The sequence below is a fragment of the Brevibacillus humidisoli genome (assembly GCF_020923435.1).
Classification (GTDB): Bacteria; Bacillota; Bacilli; order Brevibacillales; family Brevibacillaceae; genus Brevibacillus_E; species Brevibacillus_E humidisoli.
The window spans coordinates 4,795,953-4,814,481 of record NZ_CP087263.1; the positions used below are offsets into that span (position 1 = coordinate 4,795,953).

Consider the following 18,529-nt stretch of genomic DNA (forward strand, 5'->3'; position numbering starts at 1 on the left):
ATGCAGATGACAAGGGAAAGGGGTATGGACATGAAATTTGGCATATTTGCAAACTTGGCAGGCCCGGGAAGAGAGCAGGAATTTGCCAAGGTGATTGAGGAAGCAAGGGAGCAGGCCGTCTACTGTGATCAAGCTGGGTTTGACTCGATTTGGTATACGGAGCACCATTTCGGACATGAAGGATACGAATTGATTCCCAACCCGATTTTGATGGGTGCCGATATTGCGGCTCACACCAAGAACATTCGCATCGGCCAAGCAGCCAACATCATCACCTTTTGGCATCCGCTCCGTTTGGCAGAAGATATCGCCTTGTTGGATCAGTTGAGTGGCGGTCGCGTCGATGTAGGCATCGGGCGTGGGCTCTACGGTCGGGAAGCGATGAATCTGAATCAACTGGCCGACCCGCGTGATCAGGAAAAGAACAGGGCGCTGTTTGAAGAGACTTACGAAATCGTAAAGAAAGCGCTGTCGCAACGGTTCTTTTCCCATCAGGGAGAGTTTTACCAGTTTCCTGCGCCAGGCTTGAAGTGGAATCATCCGCTAAGCCCGCAAACGGATGAGTATATCGATATGGAAAAGGGCGAAATCAAAAAGATGTCGATCATGCCGCCGCCGCTTCAAAAGCCGCATCCTCCGCTCTGGCAGGTAATCGATACGCCGCGCTCGATCAAATGGGCAGCTGAACACCAAGTGAACGGGATCTTCTGGATGCCGACGGTAAAGGAATTGAAAATCCGCTTTGAGCTTTATCGCGAGAGCTTGTCACAAGCGAAGGGAACAGAGGCGGAATTGGGTGAAGGGCTCGCGCTTGTTCGCGATTGCTACGTGGCTGAGACGATGGAAGAAGCGCGCAGGGATGCCGAAGCTGCTGTCCTCCATACGTACCGTTGGATTTGCCACTGGCGCGGGCTGGGGAACTTGCTGGATCCGGGCGAAGAGCTGAAGCCGGGAACCGAACTGAGCTATGACTTTCTGCATCCGCGAAACCTGCTGTTCGGAACGCCGGATTATGTAGCGGAAAAAATCCAGGAACTGAAAGAAGAGCTAAACTTGAAACACTTGCTGCTCTGGACCAATCACGGCAGCTTGTCCCATGAAAAAATCATGCGCAGCACGAAGCTGTTCGCAGAAGAAGTTATGCCAAGATTCCAATCATAACGTCTTTTCAGAAATAAAAGGTATGGAGGAAAAAGAGTATGCTGGAAATCCGCAAAGTATATACACACGTCGAAGAAACGTTTCTCGAAGGAGGAAAAGAAGTCCGGCCATCGATCAAAAACATTGCGACGGTAGCCGTAATCAAGAATCCTTGGCATGGCAGGGGGTATGTAGAGGATCTGAAACCGGAAATTCTCGCCTGCTGTCCGGAGTTGGGAGAGCTACTGGTCAAGAAGTTATTCGAAGTGATCGGTTCAGCAGATGAAGTAGAAGCGTTCGGAAAGGCAGCGGTTGTAGGAGTGGATGGAGAGTTGGAACATGCCTCCGCGATGATCCACACCTTCCGTTTTGGCAACAAGTTCCGCGATGCTGTCGAAGGAACAAGCATTTTATCCTTTACCAACAAGCGTGGCGGTCCAGGCACCTATGTGACCATCCCGATGGTTCACAAGACGGATGAATCCCAGCGGTCCCATTTCCTCACGTTTGAGATGAATATCCCGGATGCTCCGCGAGCGGACGAGATCGTGGTGGCGATCGGGGCGGCAACCGGAGGCAGACCCCATCCACGTATTGGCGACCGCCATCAAGACATGGTGGAGATGGGATTGAAATAACATGGAGCAACCGATGGCAACTTCTCCATTCACGCACTATACAGAAGCGGGAAATGGTGCCCCTGTCATTTTCATCCATGGTGTCGGTTTGGACGGAACGATTTGGAAACAGCAAGTGGAGGCGTTATCGAAAGCATACCGGGTCATCTGCTATGACATGATCGGGCATGGTCAATCGGCCTGCCCGGCCGGTCCTTACACGTTGGCACAGTTTGTGAAGCAGTTGGAAGATCTGTATGAGGAACTGGAGTTGGATCAAGCGCATGTCGTCGGTTTCTCGATGGGGGGACTGGTGGCCCAAGGCTTTGCCGCCCTGCACCCGGAAAAAGTCTCTACCTTGACGATCGTCAGCTCTGTGGCCAAACGCACCGAAGAGCAGCGTAGAGCGGTGCTTGCCCGGGTGAGAGAAGTAGAGCAACGCGGCCATCAGGCGACCATTGAAGCGGCGATTCAACGGTGGTTCAGTCCAGCGTACATGGCGAAGCATCCGCAAGTGATCGAGAGCATCCGTCACCGCTTGCGGGCCAATCATCCGGATGCCTACCTGGCCGCTTACCGCGTATTCGCCGCCGCGGATGAGGAGTTGTATCAACAATTGCCCCTCATCTCCTGCCCGGCATGGATCGTTACGGGTGAGCTGGATCGAGGGTCAACCCCTGAGATGGCGGAGCTTATGGCCAAACGGATTCCCAAGGCGGAAGTGACGGTGCTGCCGGGAATCAGGCATATGCTGCCGATCGAAGCGGCAGAGCGGTTCAATCAGCTCCTGATTTCGGCATTCGAGAAGTACGAGGGAGAGGTGCGGAGAAATGGCTGAATGGAAAAAATACCGCATGTATATCAATGGGGAATGGGTGGAAGCAAGCAGCGGCGAATACTTTGAGAGCTATAACCCGGCAGAGGGGGAGCCTTGGTGTCTCGTTGCCAAAGGTACGGAGCAAGATGTCGATCGGGCTGTACAGGCGGCACAGAAAGCCTTTGAACACCCTCGCTGGGCCTCGATGACCTATACGCAGCGCGGAAAATTATTGAGACGTCTGGGAGATTTAATCGCAGAGCGTGCAAGTGAACTGGCTGTCTATGAGACGCTTGACAATGGCAAGCTGATTCGCGAGATGCGCGGGCAGCTGCAGTATCTACCGGAGTTTTTCTATTACTATGCCGGCTTGGCTGACAAGATTCACGGTGAGACGCTCCCGATCGACAAGCCAGATATGCTAGCGTTTACATCCCGTGAACCGCTCGGTGTAGTGGCTGCGATCACACCTTGGAACTCTCCGCTCTACCTAACAACGCTGAAGCTGGCACCAGCATTGGCGGCTGGCAATACCATCGTGATCAAGCCTTCAGAGGTTACGTCGGCATCACTGCTTGAACTGATGCCGCTGATCGAAGAAGCTGGCTTCCCGCCAGGTGTTGTCAATGTTGTAACCGGTTTCGGAGATCCGGTAGGAAGTGCCTTAACCAGTCATCCGCTCGTTCGTCGCGTTGCCTTTACCGGTGGTCCCGAATCAGCTCGTCACGTGATCCGCAATTCAGCGGAGAACTTTGCCCGGGTCACCTTGGAACTGGGCGGGAAATCACCCAACATCGTGTTTGATGATGCGGACGCAGATAATGCCGCGATGGGGATCATCGCCGGGATTTTTGGAGCGGCCGGCCAGAGCTGTGTCGCCGGTTCAAGGGCATTTCTTCACAAGAAGATTTACGATCAGGTGCTGGAAAAAGTGGCCGACCGGGCGTCCCGCATCATCATTGGCGATCCGATGGCGGCTGAGACTGAGATGGGACCCTTGGCCACTGAAGCTCAAGTGAAAAGAATGGAGCATTATGTGAATGCTGGTCGACAGCACGGTGCTCGCCTGGTTTATGGCGGCAAACAGCCGGAGGCCGGAGGGAGTGGCTGGTATTTTGAGCCGACCATTTTTGAACATACAGATCCCAAGAGTCCCATCGCCCAAGAGGAGATCTTCGGCCCCGTGCTTACGGTGATTCCATTCGAGACAGAAGAAGAGGCGATTGCTCTGGCCAATGGCACCAATTACGCTCTGGCAGCCGGGATCTGGACTAATCACCTGGCAAAGGCTCATCGCGTGGCCAAATCGGTGAGGGCGGGGATCGTCTGGGTGAACACCTATCGCAGCATTTCCCCGATCGCCCCGATCGGCGGCTCCCATTGGAGCGGCTACGGACGAGAAAGCGGTTATGAGGCGATATACGAGTATACGCAGAGCAAAGTGGTCTGGGTGAATACGTCTGGCGAGCCGATGCCGGATCCGTTCATCATGCGGTAACGGACGGAAGCGCTGGCTGACCGATACTGACCGATATTGACAGGTACTGGCTGATCCTCTGTTACTGACCAGTTCTTGACTGACAGCTTTGGCAGGGTTGTACCGATACAACGTTGGAAAAAGGAGAGGAATAGAATTGAAGCTGCTGGCTATCTCGGGTACGATTACCGGATCAAAGACACGGGTTGTCGTGCAAAAAGTGTTGGAGGAAATCAAGCAAGCCAACCCGGAGATCGAAGCCGAAATGCTTGATTTGAAAGATTATGACGTTCAGTTTTGCGATGGGAGAGATCCGTCTACCTACACAGGGGACACGAAGAAAGTGATCGATATGGTCGCATCGGCTGATTTCTACATCATTGGGACGCCGATCTTCCAGGGCTCGATTACCGGGGCTTTGAAAAACCTGTTTGATTTGGTGCCTCCCCAAGCCTTTCGCCACAAGGTGATGGGATTTGTCGCCACCGGAGGAACGTATCAGCATTATTTGGTCATCGAGAACCAGTTGAAGCCGATCGCCGGCTATTTCCGGGCTTTTGTTGCCCCTGGCTACGTGTATGCCCATCAGGATCATTTCAGTAAACAGAATGAATTGGTCGCCCCCGAAGTATTGGAACGCGTGTCCGATCTGGCAAAAGAATTGGTCCATATGCAGAAAGCGTTGAAATAAGGGGACAGTTGAAGGGAAGGGAAAGGCATGAACAACAGTAGAGTTGAACGTGGGCTTCGTGTATTGAGAGAGGGAGAATTGATTGTTCTGTTGGATGACGTTCATACCGGGATCGGTGTCCTCGTAGGAACTGCCGAGCATGTAACTCCCAAAAAGGTGAATATGATGACCAAAGCGGGGAAAGGACTGGTTAGCGTCTGTCTGCCCGAATCAGTAGCGCAGAAGCTGGATCTTCCCTTCATGGTGGAGGACCCCATGAAACCCTTCACTCTCTCTGTAGACTACAAAACTTGTACGACTGGCATTTCCTCCTTTGAACGGGCCGAAACGATCAAAGCGTTTACGAGAGAGGATATCCGGCCAGAAGATTTTCGCAAGCCTGGGCATGTCTTCCCTCTGGCAGGAAAAGAGCACGGAATCTTGCAACGAACAGCTCTGGTAGAGGCGGTGATCGATTTGGCCAAGGAGACTTCTGCTTCGCCAGTAGGCTATGTCTGCGAGATCCTCAATCAGCAGGGAGAGATCGCATCGATCCAGGACATCGAAAAACTGGCTCGCGAATGCGGCTTCCCGGTGCTAACCGTCAGCGAGATCGTTGAGATGAGAAGAGAAGATGTGTTGTGCACGTTTGTTGGCCAGGTGATCCACGGGAAACAGATCGGTCGTAAAATTGGATTTCCGACGGCCAATCTACAGGTAGATTCAAAAGAGGGGCAACTGCCCAATGGCGTCTATGGCGTAAACGTTCACTACGATAACAGGCGATTTCTCGGGATTATGAATGTGGGGCTCAGACCGACCATTCATCCGGAAGAAACCGCTGTTCATTACGAGGTGCATATCTTTGACTTCGATGAGACGATTTACGGCGAGAAGCTGCAAATAGAGGTCGGATTTTTTGTGCGTGAGGAACGTTCTTTTGCGACGATGCATGATCTGATTTCGCAAATCAAGAAAGATGTGGAGTTTGTCAAACATCGCCGGCATATCGCGGCAAAAGCGGAGGAAAGGCCTGCTCGCATAGGAGGAGCGGAATGAGTCAAGCGAGAGATGAGGAGATCCACTTGCCCGACTTGTGGTTTATCAACATGTGCGAGTCCCGCTACGGCATAAATCGCGGAATATACAATACGATCGATGCCTGGTTTTTTCGACAAGGCATAAAAGATATTTTGCATCGTCGCCAAACTATTTTGTCTTTTCTCGAGTTCATGCGGAGCCAATCGGATCGCCAAGGAAACGCTCGCCGCAAGTTCGGTCCTGGTGGCTTATCGGTTAAGTTGGAAACCTACTATTCAGCCGACGCGTCGCAGGTGGGATCATCGGAGAGAATCAAGGGATGGGGGTAGAGAGATGGGAACATCGCAAAAAAGAAAGTTGTGGATCGATGGCCAATGGATACAGACGGAGACGTATAGTTTGCTGCGTTCTCCTTATACCGGGGACGTGATCGCCGAGCTCCCTGTCGCCACCGAGAAGCAAACCGATCAGGCGATTGAAGCGGCTTACCAGGCACGCGGCAAGATGGCCAAGATGCCGGCGCACCAACGATCTGCCATTTTGTACGAACTGGCTCGTCTGTTAAAGGAAAGAGCGAACGAAGCAGCGGAGATCATCGCGCTGGAAGCGGCCAAGCCGCTAACTACTGCCAAAGCGGAAGTCGCGCGGACGATTGAGACCTATCGATTTGCTGCCGAGGAAGCCAAGCGGATTCACGGGGAATCGCTGCCGCTGGACGCAGCGCCTGGCGGAGAAGGGCGGCTCGCTTATACAACCAGAGAGCCGATTGGCGTGATCGGAGCGATTACTCCGTTTAATTTTCCAATGAATCTGGTTGCCCATAAAGTAGGCCCGGCGATTGCCGCCGGAAATACGGTTGTGTTGAAGCCAGCTTCGCAGACGCCTCTATCCGCTTTCTTTATCGCGCATCTGCTGGAAGAGGCGGGGCTGCCAAGTGGAGCGCTAAATGTGATTACAGGCAGTGGCAGAGTAGTAGGAGACCGCATTGTGACCGATGACCGAGTCGCTATGATCACATTTACCGGAAGCCCGGCTGTCGGGATTGGGATCCGCAATAAGGCGGGATTAAAACGAGTGACGTTGGAGTTGGGCTCCAATTCGGCGCTGATCGTGGATCGAGGGGTTGACTTGGAGAAAATCATCCCCCGCTGTGTTTCAGGAGCTTTTTCCTTTCAGGGGCAGGTATGCATCTCGCTGCAACGGGTGTATGTGCATGAAGAGATCTATGACCAGTTCGTGGAAAAGTTCGTGGCAGAGACCAAAAAGCTGGTGATCGGCGACCCGCTTGACCCGAAGACAGAACTGTCTGCATTGATTACTCCTGGAGATGTACAGCGCTGTCTCAACTGGATTGAGGAAGCGAAGCAAGGGGGAGCGGTCGTCGCTGCGGGCGGTACGGCAGAAGGAAATGTCCTGCTTCCGACCGTGCTGCTGAAAGCAGATGCTGCCCTAAGCGTTTCCTGCCAGGAAGTGTTCGCTCCCATCGTATTGATCAATAAGGTATCGTCCGCCCAGGAAGCGATTGACCTCGTAAACGACTCACGCTTTGGGCTGCAAGCAGGGATCTATACCGAAAACGTTCACCTGGCGTTGACAGCAGCGGAACAACTGCACGTCGGGGGTGTGTTGATCAACGACATCCCTACATTCCGCGTGGACCATATGCCATACGGCGGGGTGAAGGAGAGCGGAGTCGGTCGAGAGGGACTCAAGTATGCGGTGGAAGAAATGACGGAATTGAAGTTGGTCATCTGGAACCGAAACTGATCACGTTCTGTAGGAGGAAGTGAGCATGGCGTATTATGCGGCCATTTTGCATATGCTGGATCCGGAAAAAAACAAAGAGGTGCTCCCGCGCCACATCGCTTACCTGGATAAGCTCGATCAGCAGGGAAAAGTTTTTGGCAGGGGTCCCTTTGCAGATGGATCGGGCGGGTTGGTCATCTACATCGCCGACACGTATGAAGAAGCCTGGCAAATGGCCAACCATGACCCTCATGTTGTGGAGAAGGTTCGCCGTTTGGAACTGAAGGAATGGAAGAGGTTGTCGAAGACAGAGAGCCCGTCTTGAGAGAGCCGCCAGGAGAGGGAAGGGAAGCCTTTCTCTCAAACAGAAAGCGTCACTGGGGGAGAACGAGGCGATAGATAGGGAAAGCATTTCTGATGAGAAACCGGCTGTGTCTGGTTTCTCTTTTTTTTCTCAGAGACTGCTATTGGAGAAATCTGGTGTCTGCGTAGAAAACATGCGGCAGATTTGATAAAATCGAACTGTTTCAAATGTAGAGAACATCTGTCACAAATGTTTATCCAAACGAGGAAATCACTAATCAAAACGACAGTTGAGGTAATGATATGTCACTCCAACATCTCTACGTACGGTTCAATCAGTCTCCACGCGGAGTGCGGTTCATCATCACATGTTTGGTGGCGATGGCGGGAGGAACCCTGTTCTGGACACTTCATTCCCCCCTGCCTTGGCTGCTTGGGCCGCTGATTTCACTGGTCGTCTGCGTCATTCTTGGGTTTGATCGTCTCTGGGTGCCCGCCTGGTTCCGCAGGATGGGTCTAATTATCGTCGGGGTCACCTTGGGTCTGAGGATCACGCCGAGTATCTGGCAGACGATGGCAGAGCATATCGGAGAGATGGTTCTGGCAACCGTGATTACGCTGGCATTTGGCCTGTTAAGTGCATGGGTGCTCTATAAGGTACACAAAGTAGATCTGACAACAGCGGTATTTAGCAATATTCCGGGCGGCCTGTCGGAGATGGTCTCTCTAGGGCAGAGTCAGGGAGGCAATCTACAGATCATTTCGATGTTTCACTCCATTCGTGTCATGATCATCGTCGTCTTGACTCCTTTTCTGGTGATGCTGCTCTCCCATCACGGTGTCCTGCCGCCAGCAGCACCGGTCAATCAGACACTGGGAGGGGTCCAAACCGTTATTCTTCTGCTTATTGGCGTGGCAGCAGCAGCACTAGCCGCACGCCTGTCCGTACCTGCCCCGTTTTTGCTAGGCCCTTTCTTTCTTACTATGGCCATTTCCCTGTTCAGTACGTTGGTCGGGGAGAGACACGCATTGGCGGGAATTCTGGTGAGCAGTGCCCAATTGTTGATCGGGATGAGCATCGGGGTGGAGTTTAAGCGAGAGGAAGTGATTCACTACCGCAAACTCTGTATCTGGGCTTTGCTGTTCTCGCTGCTCCTGCTGTTGATGAGCTTCTCGCTGGCGGCCATCCTTTCTTACACCGCTGGGATCGATCTGATCACCAGTATCTTGGCGACAGCACCTGGCGGTCTTGCAGAGATGAGCCTGACAGCAATCGCCACAGACGCTGATCCGCTTCTTGTGACGGCCTTTCAACTGTTTCGCGTTCTTTTCATCGTGACGATACTGCCTGTGTTTGTCCGCTGGTTTGTGCTGCGTGTAGGCAACAGGGGGAGAAATAGAGGAGTGAGGGAATAGCCCTTCCTTTGGCCACATGCAGCACTACAGATACATCATGAATGACTGCAGCACCAACAAATACAGAGCCTACGGATACATGAACGGATACAGCACGAACGGATGCAGCACCAATAGATACACAGCGAAACCCAAAGCCCCTGTCACGCCGGAACACTGCCGGTAACAGGGGCTTTTTGGTCGGTGTTTTCGTAGTATATGTTGGTAGTTGGTATGTTTGGTCCGTCGCCTATGCTGGCAGGTCTAGCCGGTTTACTGGATAGCGGCCTGCAGTGCCTGATCCAGATCCGCCAAAATATCGTCGATCGATTCCGTTCCCACGGAGAGACGAACCATCTCAGGGGTGACGCCTGCTTTCCGCTGCTCTTCATCCGTTAACTGCTGGTGTGTCGTGCTGGCCGGATGAATGATCAGCGACTTGCTGTCACCGACATTGGCCAAATGGGAGAAGAGTTTGACCGATTCAATCAGTTTTTGCCCTTCTTTCACTCCCCCTTTGATCCCAAAGGTAAGAATCGCGCCCTGCCCTTTTGGCAAGTATTTCTGGGCCCGTTCGTATTGCGCATCACCTTCCAGGCCGGGGTAATTCACCCATTCCACCAGAGGATGGGCATGGAGGAACTTGGCAGCAGCCAGCGCGTTTTGGCTGTGTCGTTCCATACGCAGATGGAGCGTCTCCAAGCCCTGCAGGAACAAAAACGAGTTGAACGGAGACGGAGCGGCCCCGATGTCGCGCATCAATTGCACGCGTGCTTTGATGATGTAGGCGAGATTGCCGACTGCTTCCGTGTAGACAACACCGTGATACGTCGGATCGGGTGTGGTCAGCCCTGGAAACTTGCCGTTGTTCCAGTCGAACTTGCCGGAGTCGACAATAATTCCGCCGATAGATGTGCCGTGGCCGCCGATGAACTTGGTTGTGGAGTGGACGATGATGTCGGCGCCGTATTCAAAGGGCCGGCAAAGTGCAGGGGAAGCAAAGGTGTTGTCAACGATCAGAGGAATCCCGTGTGCATGGGCTATCTCAGCAATAGCGGTCAGGTCGGCTACATCGATACGGGGATTGCCGATCGTTTCGCAGAATATCGCTTTTGTTTTCTCGTTGATCTTCTCCCTGAAGTTGTCGGGATTGGCTTGGTCAGCGAAATGAACTTTGATGCCAAACTTGGGCAGGGTATGGGCAAACAGGTTGTAGGTCCCGCCGTACAAGCTGCTGGAAGAGACGATTTCGTCACCGGCGTGGGCGATGTTGAGGATGGAAAAGGTAATCGCCGCTTGCCCAGAGGAAGTGGCCAGTGCACCAACACCGCCCTCCAGCAGCGCGACACGCTGTTCAAACACGTCCTGCGTCGGGTTCATGATGCGGCTGTAGATGTTGCCAAACTCCTTGAGTGCAAACAAGTTGGCCGCATGCTCCGTATCACGGAAAACATAAGAGCTGGTTTGGTAGATCGGTACGGCTCGCGAGCCGGTAGCCGGGTCAGGCTGTTGTCCCCCATGCAGGGCCAATGTTTCCAGGTTCCAGTTTTGATCTGACATCATCGATCACTCCTTCTGATTGGTTGCATCAAAAAAGCCTTCTTCTGAGTAGAAGAAGGCTCTCGCACACGAGTCCGGTCGCACGTTCATCTCTCAGAATCCACTGATTCTGCAGGAATTAGCACCTTGCATGTCGCCATGCCGGTTGCTGGGCTTCATAGGGCCAGTCCCTCCGCCGCTCTGGATGAAAACTTTTTTTCTTTTGTATTTTCACATTATAGGGGAGTGTTGCCATGCTGTCAATCAGAAATGAGGAACCCAGTAGATTATGGGACGAGCTATGATGCATCGTTAGCCCGTCGTCAACGTTTCACTTGTGCTTTCAGCTTGGCGAGCAACCTGGAGCCAGACATTTCCGACTCTCCTGCATTGATCCGGTACACTTCCCCGTTTCCCGGCGTGTTGATCCCCTCCTTGGTCGTAAAAAACAATTCGATTCCCAGTTCTCGTCCGATGCTGATCACTTGATCGTTGTAGGCACCGAAAGGAAAAGCCAGCAGTTTGGGCTGCGGTCCCAGTTCTTGTTCCAGTCGTTTGTTCATAAAATCGAGATCGCTTTTAATGCGGGCACGATACTCGTCCATCGTTTCCGTACGCTGTTTGCCCTCTAGAAACAAAGGCTGGGTCAGAGCTGGCATCGATTTGAAACCCTTCTTTTTTCAACAAGTGGAGATGTTCCCGGAACAGCCCAACGGTAACGGTGCTGGGGTTCCCTTTGGCCGGGCTCTCATCTGATACGATCTGATGGTAGATCAGGACCAGTGCTTTGTCCTGGTAGAAGATCGGGCTAGTTGTTGCCTCTTCCCTTTGGCTCCATGCTCCCATGCCGACGCTGATCACGCATAAGATGATGAGGAACACGCTGATCATGAAATGAATCATGCTTTTCCTGAACGTCTTGATCGTTCGATTCGCTTTTTTCCTCGCGGCCTGATCAGCAGAATCGTCTGAAGGAAAAAACATTTGAGCCCCGCCTTATCTCTATATAGTTCGGTGATGCCCAAGCGCTTGGACTATTTATTTGATCCAGGCTGCCCTTTTTTGTGACAGAAAAGGGTAAAAAACTTTTTGATAGAAAACAACCTGACTTGGAAAGACTCTAAGCATTTTCACCCCGGGGGCAGCTTATGCTATGATGAGAAAAGCAAGACCCCCCGAAGGAGGATTACGATGGATGCTGAGGTAAAAGAGATCACTCCGGAAGAACTGCAGGAAAGAATCAACCGGGGCGACAAGCTGCAAATCATCGATGTGCGCGAACCGCATGAGTGGGAGGAAGGACATATCCCGCAAGCGACATTGATACCACTGGCGACACTGCCCGTGCGCCTAGAGGAGCTAGACAAGGAAACACCGATTGTGATGGTTTGCCGCAGCGGCGCCCGCAGTTGGAATGCGACGGCGTACGTGCAGCAGTTCGGTTATCAGGCGGAGAACATGGCGGGCGGGATGCTTGCCTGGAACGGCGAAGTCGAGAAGTAGAGGGCGATAAGAAAAACCACCTTGGCATAGGTGGTTTTTCTCTATTTGGCGCAACCATACTCTTTCTATCACGCTTACTGCTGCTCTTGACTTACTGCACTTTCATCCATATAGATCAATTCCCACAGGTGACCGTCGATATCCTGAAAGCCCCATTCATACATAAATCCATGGTCGACCGGATCTTTCGAAGGCGTTGCGCCAGCCGCCAGGGCCTTGTTCACGATCTCGTCCACCTGTTCCTTGCTTTCAGCAGACAAGGCTACCAACACTTCTGTGCTTTTGGTTGCATCGCAAATCTCTTTTTTGGTGAACGTTTGAAAAAACTCCTCAACCAGCAGCATGGCAAAGATATGATCACTGATGACCATGCATGCTGCCTTTTCATCGGTGAAGTGGGGGTTGAATTCGAACCCTACCTTGCTGAAGAAGTCCATCGTTCGATTCAGGTCTTTGACTGGCAGGTTGACGAAAATTTTTTCTGCTCTGGTTGCCATGTGAAATCACCTCGACATGATAATATCGTTATGTACGCATGTGTAGGACTTCCTACATTATAGCGTGACTGAGACATTGTGATTTCTTTTCGATTGCTGTTTTTGCCCGCCTGTTGTAAGGAATGATGTTTGATCAGCTCGAAACCGTCACAACCTTGACACAGAACAATCGGCTGGCTCACGATACAATCAACATGTAGAGAAGTATGAGGGGGTAAACAAATGAGTGGAATCAACGATGGGCAGCAGCACGCCCCAAGTTTTTGGCAAAAATACAAAATGCTCCTGTTTGCCGCTGTGATGGTAATTGCACTGGCAGGTGTATTGATGTACAAGCTGGTCTGGTCCATAGAACCTATCCCGGTGTTAAAGCAGATGGACAACTTCACCTTGCAAAACATGAACGGCGATACGTTCAACTTCGACGATACCGCGGGAAAAGTGCGGCTGGTCTCCTTTATCTTCACCAACTGCCCAGATGTTTGCCCGGCTACTACCCACTTGATGGCCCAACTGCAAGACGACTTGCAGAAAGAAGGGTTGTTCGGGAAAGAGGTGGTGTTTGTGACCGTTGCCTTTGATCACGAGCGAGACACGCCAGAGGCATTGCAAAAGTACGCGGAAGCGTTTGGGGCCGATACCAGCGGCTGGTACTTCGTTCGCGGCGGTCAGCAAGAGATCAAGCAGGTGGCGGACATGTTCGGCGTCTACATTCAGAAGAACAAGCAGGGTCTCTACGATCATTCCATGTATACGTTTTTGATCGACGGTGAGAGCAATCTGCGAAAACTGCACGGAATGGCCTCTGACTTGGATCTCGAAGAATTGAAGTTGGATATTAAACAACTCGTCGAAGAATAGTCGTCATTTGATGAATAACGCCGCCGTTTTCCCTTGGTCAGGATGGGGGGAACTGCGGCTTTTTGGTTATCCTGAGTATGTTCGCATTCATCGGATTTCTGATTAACAAGTGACTCGTCCGATCGTGAAAACAGACGCGGATGATGTTCGACTGCGGTCATTCGTTTTCTAACAGCGCGTTGTTCTTAATTTTTAGCGTTATCCTTTCTCTCTCCCCCAGTCGGTCTTGATGACTTCCCTCTCTGTTCCTGAGCGCAATGAATCCCTTTTTCCCAACCGGTTCGGCAAGTTTGGCAAGACAGGAGTGACCAGCTATAATACAATAAAGATAAGACAGGTGGACGGCTGATATTTTTTGTGAAAGAGAAAAGAAGCTGAACGAACCTAGACGAACCAAGTAGGAGGAGTACGATTGAGTGAAGTAAAAATATTTGCGCTGGGTGGACTCGGGGAGATTGGCAAAAACATGTACTGCATCGAATATCTGGATGAGATCGTGGTGATCGACTGCGGCGTCAAGTTTCCGGAAAATGAGATGTTCGGTGTCGATCTGGTGATCCCCGACGTTTCCTACCTGGTGGACAATCAAGATAAAATCAAGGGATTGTTTCTCACTCACGGACATGAGGACCACATCGGGGCTATTCCTTATGTGTTGAAGCAGATCAACATGCCGGTCTATGGCGGCCGACTGACGCTGGGACTGGTCAAGTCGAAGCTGGAGGAGCATCGGATGCTCAGCGACGTCGAGCTGGTTACCGTCACGGATGAGACAGTCGTGCCCTTCCGTCATCTGTCCGTCTCGTTCTTCCGGACCAATCACAGTATCCCCGACTCGTTTGGGATCGCGGTAGAGACACCGGAAGGTACGGTGGTGCACACCGGTGACTTCAAGCTGGATATGACGCCGGTTGGCCCTTCGACCGATTTTGCCAAAATGGCCAAGATCGGCAACGGCGATGTGCTGGCCTTGTTGTCAGACAGCACCAATAGCGAACGGCCGGGCTTTACGATGTCGGAGCGGGCTGTAGGCGAGGGCATACAGGAAGTGATCGCCAAGGCGAGAGGGCGGATCATCCTCGCCACATTTGCCTCCAATGTGCATCGGTTGCAGCAGGTAGTAGAAGCCGCGATGAGCGTGGACCGCAAGATTGCGGTGATTGGCCGCAGTATGGAAAAGGTGTTCCTGATCGGCCAGGAACTGGGCTATATCCAGGTGCCGGAAGGAATGTTGATCGACATCAAGACGATCGACCAGTACCCGGACAACCAGATCTTGATTATCTGTACGGGCAGCCAGGGGGAACCGATGGCTGCACTGACCCGCATCGCTTCTGGCGCGCACCGCACCGTGCAGATCTATCCGGAAGACACCGTGATTATCTCCGCCTCACCGATTCCCGGCAACACGATCAACGTCAGCCGGACGATTGACAAGCTGTTCCGGGCGGGAGCCAATGTGGTCCACGGTACCGTGTTTGACATCCACGCTTCCGGTCACGGCAGCAGCGAAGAGTTGAAGATGATGCTCAACTTTATTCGCCCACGCTACTTTGTTCCGATCCACGGCGAGTACCGGATGCTGGTAACCCACTCCAAACTGGCCCAGCAGGTGGGGATCGATCCCGAGAATATCTTCGTGATGGATAACGGCGATGTGCTCTCCTGTACACGTGAGCAGGCGACACGGGGCAAAGTGCCGGCTGGGGTTGTCTTGATCGACGGCAGCGGTATTGGCGATGTTGGCAATATCGTGCTGCGCGATAGAAAGCATCTGGCGGAAGACGGATTGATGGTAGTCGTGGTCAGTATCGACATGAAAAACTTCAAGATCCTGACCGGTCCTGACATCGTCAGCCGCGGATTCGTCTACGTCCGCGGATCGGAAGCACTGATCCAGGAGGCGACCGTACTGGTCAAGCAGAGACTGGCCGAACTGCTCAACAAGAAGGTGAAAGAGTGGTCCGAGTTGAAGTCTCAGATTAATCAGGTGCTGAAACCATATGTGTTTGAAAAGACGGGCCGCAACCCGATGATCCTGACGATCTTGATGGAAGTATAAAGCAGAAGAGGGCAGCCGTGGTTGAGACTGTTCTCTGTTGAGCATACCCAGCCATTCTCTATCCCGTAGATAACGGGTATAATAAGAAGTAGCTACTCACAAGAGGGGGTAATTTCTGATGATGTCCTATGAAGCGTATATGAGTCAGGTGATTCAACCGATGCGCGACGAGCTGACTCGCGTCGGTTTTCAGGAACTGCGTACTCCGGAAGAAGTAGAAGAAGCGTTTGCCAATGCCAAAGGGACGGCGCTGGTCGTCGTGAACTCGGTCTGCGGCTGTGCTGCCGGATTAGCGCGTCCCGCAGTGGCTCATTCGATGCGCAATGAGAAAAAACCGGATCATTTGTATACCGTTTTCGCCGGTCAGGACAAGGAAGCGACGGCAAAAGCACGGGAATACTTTGAGGGCTACCCTCCGTCTTCTCCTTCGTTCGCTCTGCTCAAAGACGGCAAACTGGTCACGATGATCGAGCGGCACCAGATCGAGAACAACGATCTGGTGACGATTTCCCGCCTGCTTACATCGGCCTATGATCAGTACTGCAGCTAAGGGATGACGGATCACAAGTAACGAACACAAGGAAACAGCACAAAAAACGAGTGCGATACCCCCTTGGGGGATCACACTCGTTTTTTTGTTATCCAGGATGGTTGGTCACGTCCAACTACCAATCTTTTTTCTCCTGTGCATGTCCGCCTCAGCACGAGTCAACACGTCCATGCTATAATGAGAATGTCGCAGGACAGTATAGAGCTATGGGAGAGAGCTGTTTTATGATCATCCAATTCATCCGTTTTCGGTAATGTGAGGTACAGATCACGTAATCCCTTCCGTTTTTTTAGGTAAACGGAGCGGGTTTATTTGACTGTGCCTTTTTTCATTCAACCGATTACGAATGAATGGGGTGCATTTTTTTATGTCTAAACATAGCGGAAAAATCAGCAGCGCCGGACTGATGAAACAAGAGGAAGGGATGTTTCGCTGCCCCATCTGTTTCGGTCCTATGCGTATGGCTGATCTGAAAAGTTTGTTATGCATCAACGATCACTGTTTTGATCTATCCAAGAGGGGATATGTCAATCTACTGTCTCGCCCCTCGAAAACGAAATATGACAAGCGCATGTTTGCATCCAGGAGAATCATGTGCAGGAGCGGCTTCTTTGCACCATTGCATGCTGTGATCAGCGACAAAATGTCCCATCGCTTCCAAGACCAAAGCGAACGGATTCGGGTGTTGGATGCCGGTTGTGGAGAAGGATCACATCTGGCCGCGATTCAGAGAACCGTAATGCAAAACACCACCAATCCACTGTTGGCGGTAGGCATGGATATTTCCAAAGAAGCGATACAGAGCGCGGCGAGGGAATATCCAGACGCGATGTGGTGTGTCGCCGACATTGCCAACTGCCCGTTTGCCGATTATCAATTCCGCTTCGTTCTCAATATCTTGTCGCCCGCTCATTATGCAGAGTTTCAGAGGCTGGTTGCGGATGATGGCATGCTGATCAAAGTGATTCCTGCCAGGTATCATCTGCAAGAATTAAGGGAGATGCTATATGCAGGCACGCATCGACAGGTGTATTCCAACGATGATACATTGGAACATTTTAAAGCAAAATTTACGCTCGTGGACGTCGAACAGGTCCAGTATCGTTTCCCCCTGGATCAGACCCTGCTTGAGCCTCTGCTCCATATGACGCCGTTATCGTGGGGAATGGAGCAGGGGCGTTTGCAGAGAGCACTTAAGATGGAACCAAAAGAGATAACGGTTGACCTGACCGTCCTGTTTGGAAGGAAATAAGGCGCGATATTTTTCATTTGCCTTCATTTGGGGTACAATCACTGATAACATCGACACACCAGCAGAAAGGATGAACAACGGTTGCAGACAAGAGCATTCGGCCGAGATCCGCACCAGGTGTCGCTGCTCGGATTTGGTGCCCAGCGGATCGTAGACGAACACGACTGTACGGAAGAACAAGCGGTTGAGATTATCCGCAAGGCAGTAGAGAGAGGTGTAAACTACTTCGATACCGCTCCCAGCTACAGCGACGGCCAGTCGGAGACAAGGGTCGGTCTTGGTCTGGAAGGACTGCGAGATACGGTCTGGATCGCCACCAAGACGGGCGGGCGGACACGCGACCTGGCCTGGCGCGATCTGGAAGCCAGCCTCAAGCGGCTGAGAACCGATTACGTCAACGAATGGCGCATCCACAATGTGATGCAACCGCATGACTTGGAAGCCATTTTCGCCAAGGGGGGTGTTCTGGAAGCGCTGCTGGAGGCTAGAGAACAGGGACTGGTGAGGAAACTGAGCATCAGCGGTCATACCGACCCGCGTCTGCTGGCGGAAGCGATCCGTCGCTTCCCATTTGACAGTGCCTTGGTCGCCCTGTCAGCGTTGGATCACTTCATCTATAGCTTCGCGCACGATTTCGTGCCGCTGGCGGTAGAGAAGGGCGTAGCCGTGATCGGCATGAAGGTGATGGCGCTCGGCAAGCTCGCCCCTTGGTATGAGCAGGCGCTGCGTTATACTTGGAGCCTTCCGGTGACGACGTCCATCTTGGGCATTAGCAAGATGAGCGAACTGGAGGCGGACCTGCAAGCAGCAGAGCGCTTTCAACCGATGAGCGAGACGGAGCGTGTCGCCTTTTTCCAGGAGATCATCCCGCTGGTTCGAGCCGATATTCTGCGCTGGAAAGCGAGCGAGTGGATGTCGGGTGAGTGGTATCAACTGCCCAAGTTGGCGTTTGCCACTTGATTCGGCAGGAACGCCTATTATCATTACCCTGGGAGCGTAACCGGGAATCGGAAGAGTAACAAACTGACTTAACGGTAAACAGGACGGATTGCGACGGAA

At 52.3% G+C, this 18,529-nt stretch carries 20 protein-coding genes and 1 riboswitch; of the genes, 16 read left to right on the forward strand and 4 right to left on the reverse strand.

Annotation, left to right across the window (positions count from 1 at the left end):
• The first annotated feature begins 30 nt into the window (after positions 1 to 30).
• From LOK74_RS23385 to LOK74_RS23430, 10 genes are all read left to right on the forward strand, one after another.
• Positions 31 to 1,161 carry an LLM class flavin-dependent oxidoreductase gene (locus LOK74_RS23385; protein ID WP_230044398.1) on the forward strand — a complete coding sequence of 377 codons (1,131 nt, stop codon included), beginning with the start codon at positions 31 to 33 and terminating at the stop codon, positions 1,159 to 1,161.
• Between the two features lie 38 nt (positions 1,162 to 1,199).
• Positions 1,200 to 1,778: an amino acid synthesis family protein gene (locus tag LOK74_RS23390; RefSeq protein WP_230044399.1), complete on the forward strand. Its 579-nt coding sequence runs from the start codon at positions 1,200 to 1,202 to the stop codon at positions 1,776 to 1,778.
• A gap of 1 nt (position 1,779) precedes the next feature.
• The gene (locus LOK74_RS23395) at positions 1,780 to 2,595 is read left to right on the forward strand and encodes an alpha/beta fold hydrolase (RefSeq protein ID WP_230044400.1); all 816 of its coding nucleotides are present in this window, start codon (positions 1,780 to 1,782) and stop codon (positions 2,593 to 2,595) included.
• Entirely contained in the window at positions 2,588 to 4,072 is a 1,485-nt protein-coding gene (locus tag LOK74_RS23400; protein WP_230044401.1) for an aldehyde dehydrogenase, read from the forward strand. The genes LOK74_RS23395 and LOK74_RS23400 overlap by 8 nt, the downstream gene beginning before the upstream one ends.
• A 136-nt stretch (positions 4,073 to 4,208) precedes the next feature.
• Entirely contained in the window at positions 4,209 to 4,742 is a 534-nt protein-coding gene (locus LOK74_RS23405) for an NADPH-dependent FMN reductase (RefSeq protein ID WP_230044402.1), read from the forward strand.
• 27 nt (positions 4,743 to 4,769) lie between these two features.
• Positions 4,770 to 5,780, forward strand: a complete 1,011-nt coding sequence (locus tag LOK74_RS23410) for a 3,4-dihydroxy-2-butanone-4-phosphate synthase (protein WP_230044403.1) — start codon at positions 4,770 to 4,772, stop codon at positions 5,778 to 5,780.
• A complete protein-coding gene (locus LOK74_RS23415; RefSeq protein WP_230044404.1) occupies positions 5,777 to 6,091 on the forward strand; it encodes a hypothetical protein in 315 nt (104 codons plus the stop codon). The genes LOK74_RS23410 and LOK74_RS23415 overlap by 4 nt, the downstream gene beginning before the upstream one ends.
• A gap of 4 nt (positions 6,092 to 6,095) precedes the next feature.
• Positions 6,096 to 7,529: an aldehyde dehydrogenase family protein gene (locus LOK74_RS23420; protein WP_230044405.1), complete on the forward strand. Its 1,434-nt coding sequence runs from the start codon at positions 6,096 to 6,098 to the stop codon at positions 7,527 to 7,529.
• Positions 7,530 to 7,554: 25 nt separating this feature from the next.
• Entirely contained in the window at positions 7,555 to 7,833 is a 279-nt protein-coding gene (locus LOK74_RS23425; protein ID WP_230044406.1) for a YciI family protein, read from the forward strand.
• Between the two features lie 281 nt (positions 7,834 to 8,114).
• Positions 8,115 to 9,227: an AbrB family transcriptional regulator gene (locus tag LOK74_RS23430; protein WP_230044407.1), complete on the forward strand. Its 1,113-nt coding sequence runs from the start codon at positions 8,115 to 8,117 to the stop codon at positions 9,225 to 9,227.
• A gap of 252 nt (positions 9,228 to 9,479) precedes the next feature.
• Here the strand turns inward: LOK74_RS23430 and LOK74_RS23435 are convergent, their stop codons facing one another.
• The 3 genes from LOK74_RS23435 to LOK74_RS23445 all read right to left on the reverse strand — a co-directional run bounded on the left by LOK74_RS23435 (position 9,480) and on the right by LOK74_RS23445 (position 11,729).
• Positions 9,480 to 10,766 carry a homocysteine synthase gene (locus tag LOK74_RS23435; RefSeq protein WP_230044408.1) on the reverse strand — a complete coding sequence of 429 codons (1,287 nt, stop codon included), beginning with the start codon at positions 10,764 to 10,766 and terminating at the stop codon, positions 9,480 to 9,482.
• Positions 10,767 to 10,849: 83 nt separating this feature from the next.
• Positions 10,850 to 10,957, reverse strand: a riboswitch (SAM riboswitch).
• A gap of 111 nt (positions 10,958 to 11,068) precedes the next feature.
• Positions 11,069 to 11,350 carry a polysaccharide deacetylase family protein gene (locus LOK74_RS23440; protein ID WP_230044409.1) on the reverse strand — a complete coding sequence of 94 codons (282 nt, stop codon included), beginning with the start codon at positions 11,348 to 11,350 and terminating at the stop codon, positions 11,069 to 11,071.
• Entirely contained in the window at positions 11,325 to 11,729 is a 405-nt protein-coding gene (locus LOK74_RS23445) for a hypothetical protein (protein ID WP_230044410.1), read from the reverse strand. Before LOK74_RS23445 ends, LOK74_RS23440 begins: the two co-directional genes overlap by 26 nt.
• Positions 11,730 to 11,936: 207 nt before the next feature.
• On the opposite strand from LOK74_RS23445, the gene LOK74_RS23450 reads away from it, so the two are divergent.
• On the forward strand, positions 11,937 to 12,248 hold the full coding sequence (locus tag LOK74_RS23450; RefSeq protein ID WP_230044411.1) for a rhodanese-like domain-containing protein: 312 nt from the start codon (positions 11,937 to 11,939) through the stop codon (positions 12,246 to 12,248).
• Between the two features lie 74 nt (positions 12,249 to 12,322).
• Here LOK74_RS23450 and LOK74_RS23455 read toward each other — a convergent pair whose 3' ends face one another.
• Positions 12,323 to 12,745, reverse strand: coding sequence for a VOC family protein (locus LOK74_RS23455; RefSeq protein ID WP_230044412.1), 423 nt, complete (start codon positions 12,743 to 12,745; stop codon positions 12,323 to 12,325).
• A gap of 222 nt (positions 12,746 to 12,967) precedes the next feature.
• Between LOK74_RS23455 and LOK74_RS23460 the strand changes: the two genes are divergently transcribed.
• From LOK74_RS23460 to LOK74_RS23480, 5 genes are all read left to right on the forward strand, one after another.
• Positions 12,968 to 13,606 carry an SCO family protein gene (locus tag LOK74_RS23460; protein ID WP_230044413.1) on the forward strand — a complete coding sequence of 213 codons (639 nt, stop codon included), beginning with the start codon at positions 12,968 to 12,970 and terminating at the stop codon, positions 13,604 to 13,606.
• A 412-nt stretch (positions 13,607 to 14,018) separates the two neighbouring features.
• On the forward strand, positions 14,019 to 15,668 hold the full coding sequence (gene rnjA / locus LOK74_RS23465) for a ribonuclease J1 (RefSeq protein ID WP_255679482.1): 1,650 nt from the start codon (positions 14,019 to 14,021) through the stop codon (positions 15,666 to 15,668).
• A 118-nt stretch (positions 15,669 to 15,786) separates the two neighbouring features.
• Positions 15,787 to 16,218, forward strand: a complete 432-nt coding sequence (locus LOK74_RS23470) for a BrxA/BrxB family bacilliredoxin (RefSeq protein ID WP_230044414.1) — start codon at positions 15,787 to 15,789, stop codon at positions 16,216 to 16,218.
• A 367-nt stretch (positions 16,219 to 16,585) separates the two neighbouring features.
• Positions 16,586 to 17,470, forward strand: coding sequence for a putative RNA methyltransferase (locus LOK74_RS23475; protein WP_230044415.1), 885 nt, complete (start codon positions 16,586 to 16,588; stop codon positions 17,468 to 17,470).
• Positions 17,471 to 17,551: 81 nt separating this feature from the next.
• Positions 17,552 to 18,430, forward strand: coding sequence for an aldo/keto reductase (locus LOK74_RS23480; RefSeq protein WP_230044416.1), 879 nt, complete (start codon positions 17,552 to 17,554; stop codon positions 18,428 to 18,430).
• Positions 18,431 to 18,529 lie beyond the last annotated feature (99 nt).

Excerpts from the sequence above, each read along its gene's own strand:
- LOK74_RS23385 (WP_230044398.1), top strand. The coding sequence starts at position 31 with ATGAAATTTGGCATATTTGCAAACTTGGCAGGCCCGGGAAGAGAGCAG.
- LOK74_RS23390 (WP_230044399.1), top strand. The coding sequence starts at position 1,200 with ATGCTGGAAATCCGCAAAGTATATACACACGTCGAAGAAACGTTTCTC.
- LOK74_RS23395 (WP_230044400.1), top strand. The coding sequence starts at position 1,780 with ATGGAGCAACCGATGGCAACTTCTCCATTCACGCACTATACAGAAGCG.
- LOK74_RS23400 (WP_230044401.1), top strand. The coding sequence starts at position 2,588 with ATGGCTGAATGGAAAAAATACCGCATGTATATCAATGGGGAATGGGTG.
- LOK74_RS23410 (WP_230044403.1), top strand. The coding sequence starts at position 4,770 with ATGAACAACAGTAGAGTTGAACGTGGGCTTCGTGTATTGAGAGAGGGA.
- LOK74_RS23415 (WP_230044404.1), top strand. The coding sequence starts at position 5,777 with ATGAGTCAAGCGAGAGATGAGGAGATCCACTTGCCCGACTTGTGGTTT.
- LOK74_RS23420 (WP_230044405.1), top strand. The coding sequence starts at position 6,096 with ATGGGAACATCGCAAAAAAGAAAGTTGTGGATCGATGGCCAATGGATA.
- LOK74_RS23425 (WP_230044406.1), top strand. The coding sequence starts at position 7,555 with ATGGCGTATTATGCGGCCATTTTGCATATGCTGGATCCGGAAAAAAAC.
- LOK74_RS23430 (WP_230044407.1), top strand. The coding sequence starts at position 8,115 with ATGTCACTCCAACATCTCTACGTACGGTTCAATCAGTCTCCACGCGGA.
- LOK74_RS23435 (WP_230044408.1), bottom strand. The coding sequence starts at position 10,766 with ATGTCAGATCAAAACTGGAACCTGGAAACATTGGCCCTGCATGGGGGA.
- LOK74_RS23440 (WP_230044409.1), bottom strand. The coding sequence starts at position 11,350 with ATGGACGAGTATCGTGCCCGCATTAAAAGCGATCTCGATTTTATGAAC.
- LOK74_RS23445 (WP_230044410.1), bottom strand. The coding sequence starts at position 11,729 with ATGTTTTTTCCTTCAGACGATTCTGCTGATCAGGCCGCGAGGAAAAAA.
- LOK74_RS23450 (WP_230044411.1), top strand. The coding sequence starts at position 11,937 with ATGGATGCTGAGGTAAAAGAGATCACTCCGGAAGAACTGCAGGAAAGA.
- LOK74_RS23455 (WP_230044412.1), bottom strand. The coding sequence starts at position 12,745 with ATGGCAACCAGAGCAGAAAAAATTTTCGTCAACCTGCCAGTCAAAGAC.
- LOK74_RS23460 (WP_230044413.1), top strand. The coding sequence starts at position 12,968 with ATGAGTGGAATCAACGATGGGCAGCAGCACGCCCCAAGTTTTTGGCAA.
- LOK74_RS23470 (WP_230044414.1), top strand. The coding sequence starts at position 15,787 with ATGATGTCCTATGAAGCGTATATGAGTCAGGTGATTCAACCGATGCGC.
- LOK74_RS23475 (WP_230044415.1), top strand. The coding sequence starts at position 16,586 with ATGTCTAAACATAGCGGAAAAATCAGCAGCGCCGGACTGATGAAACAA.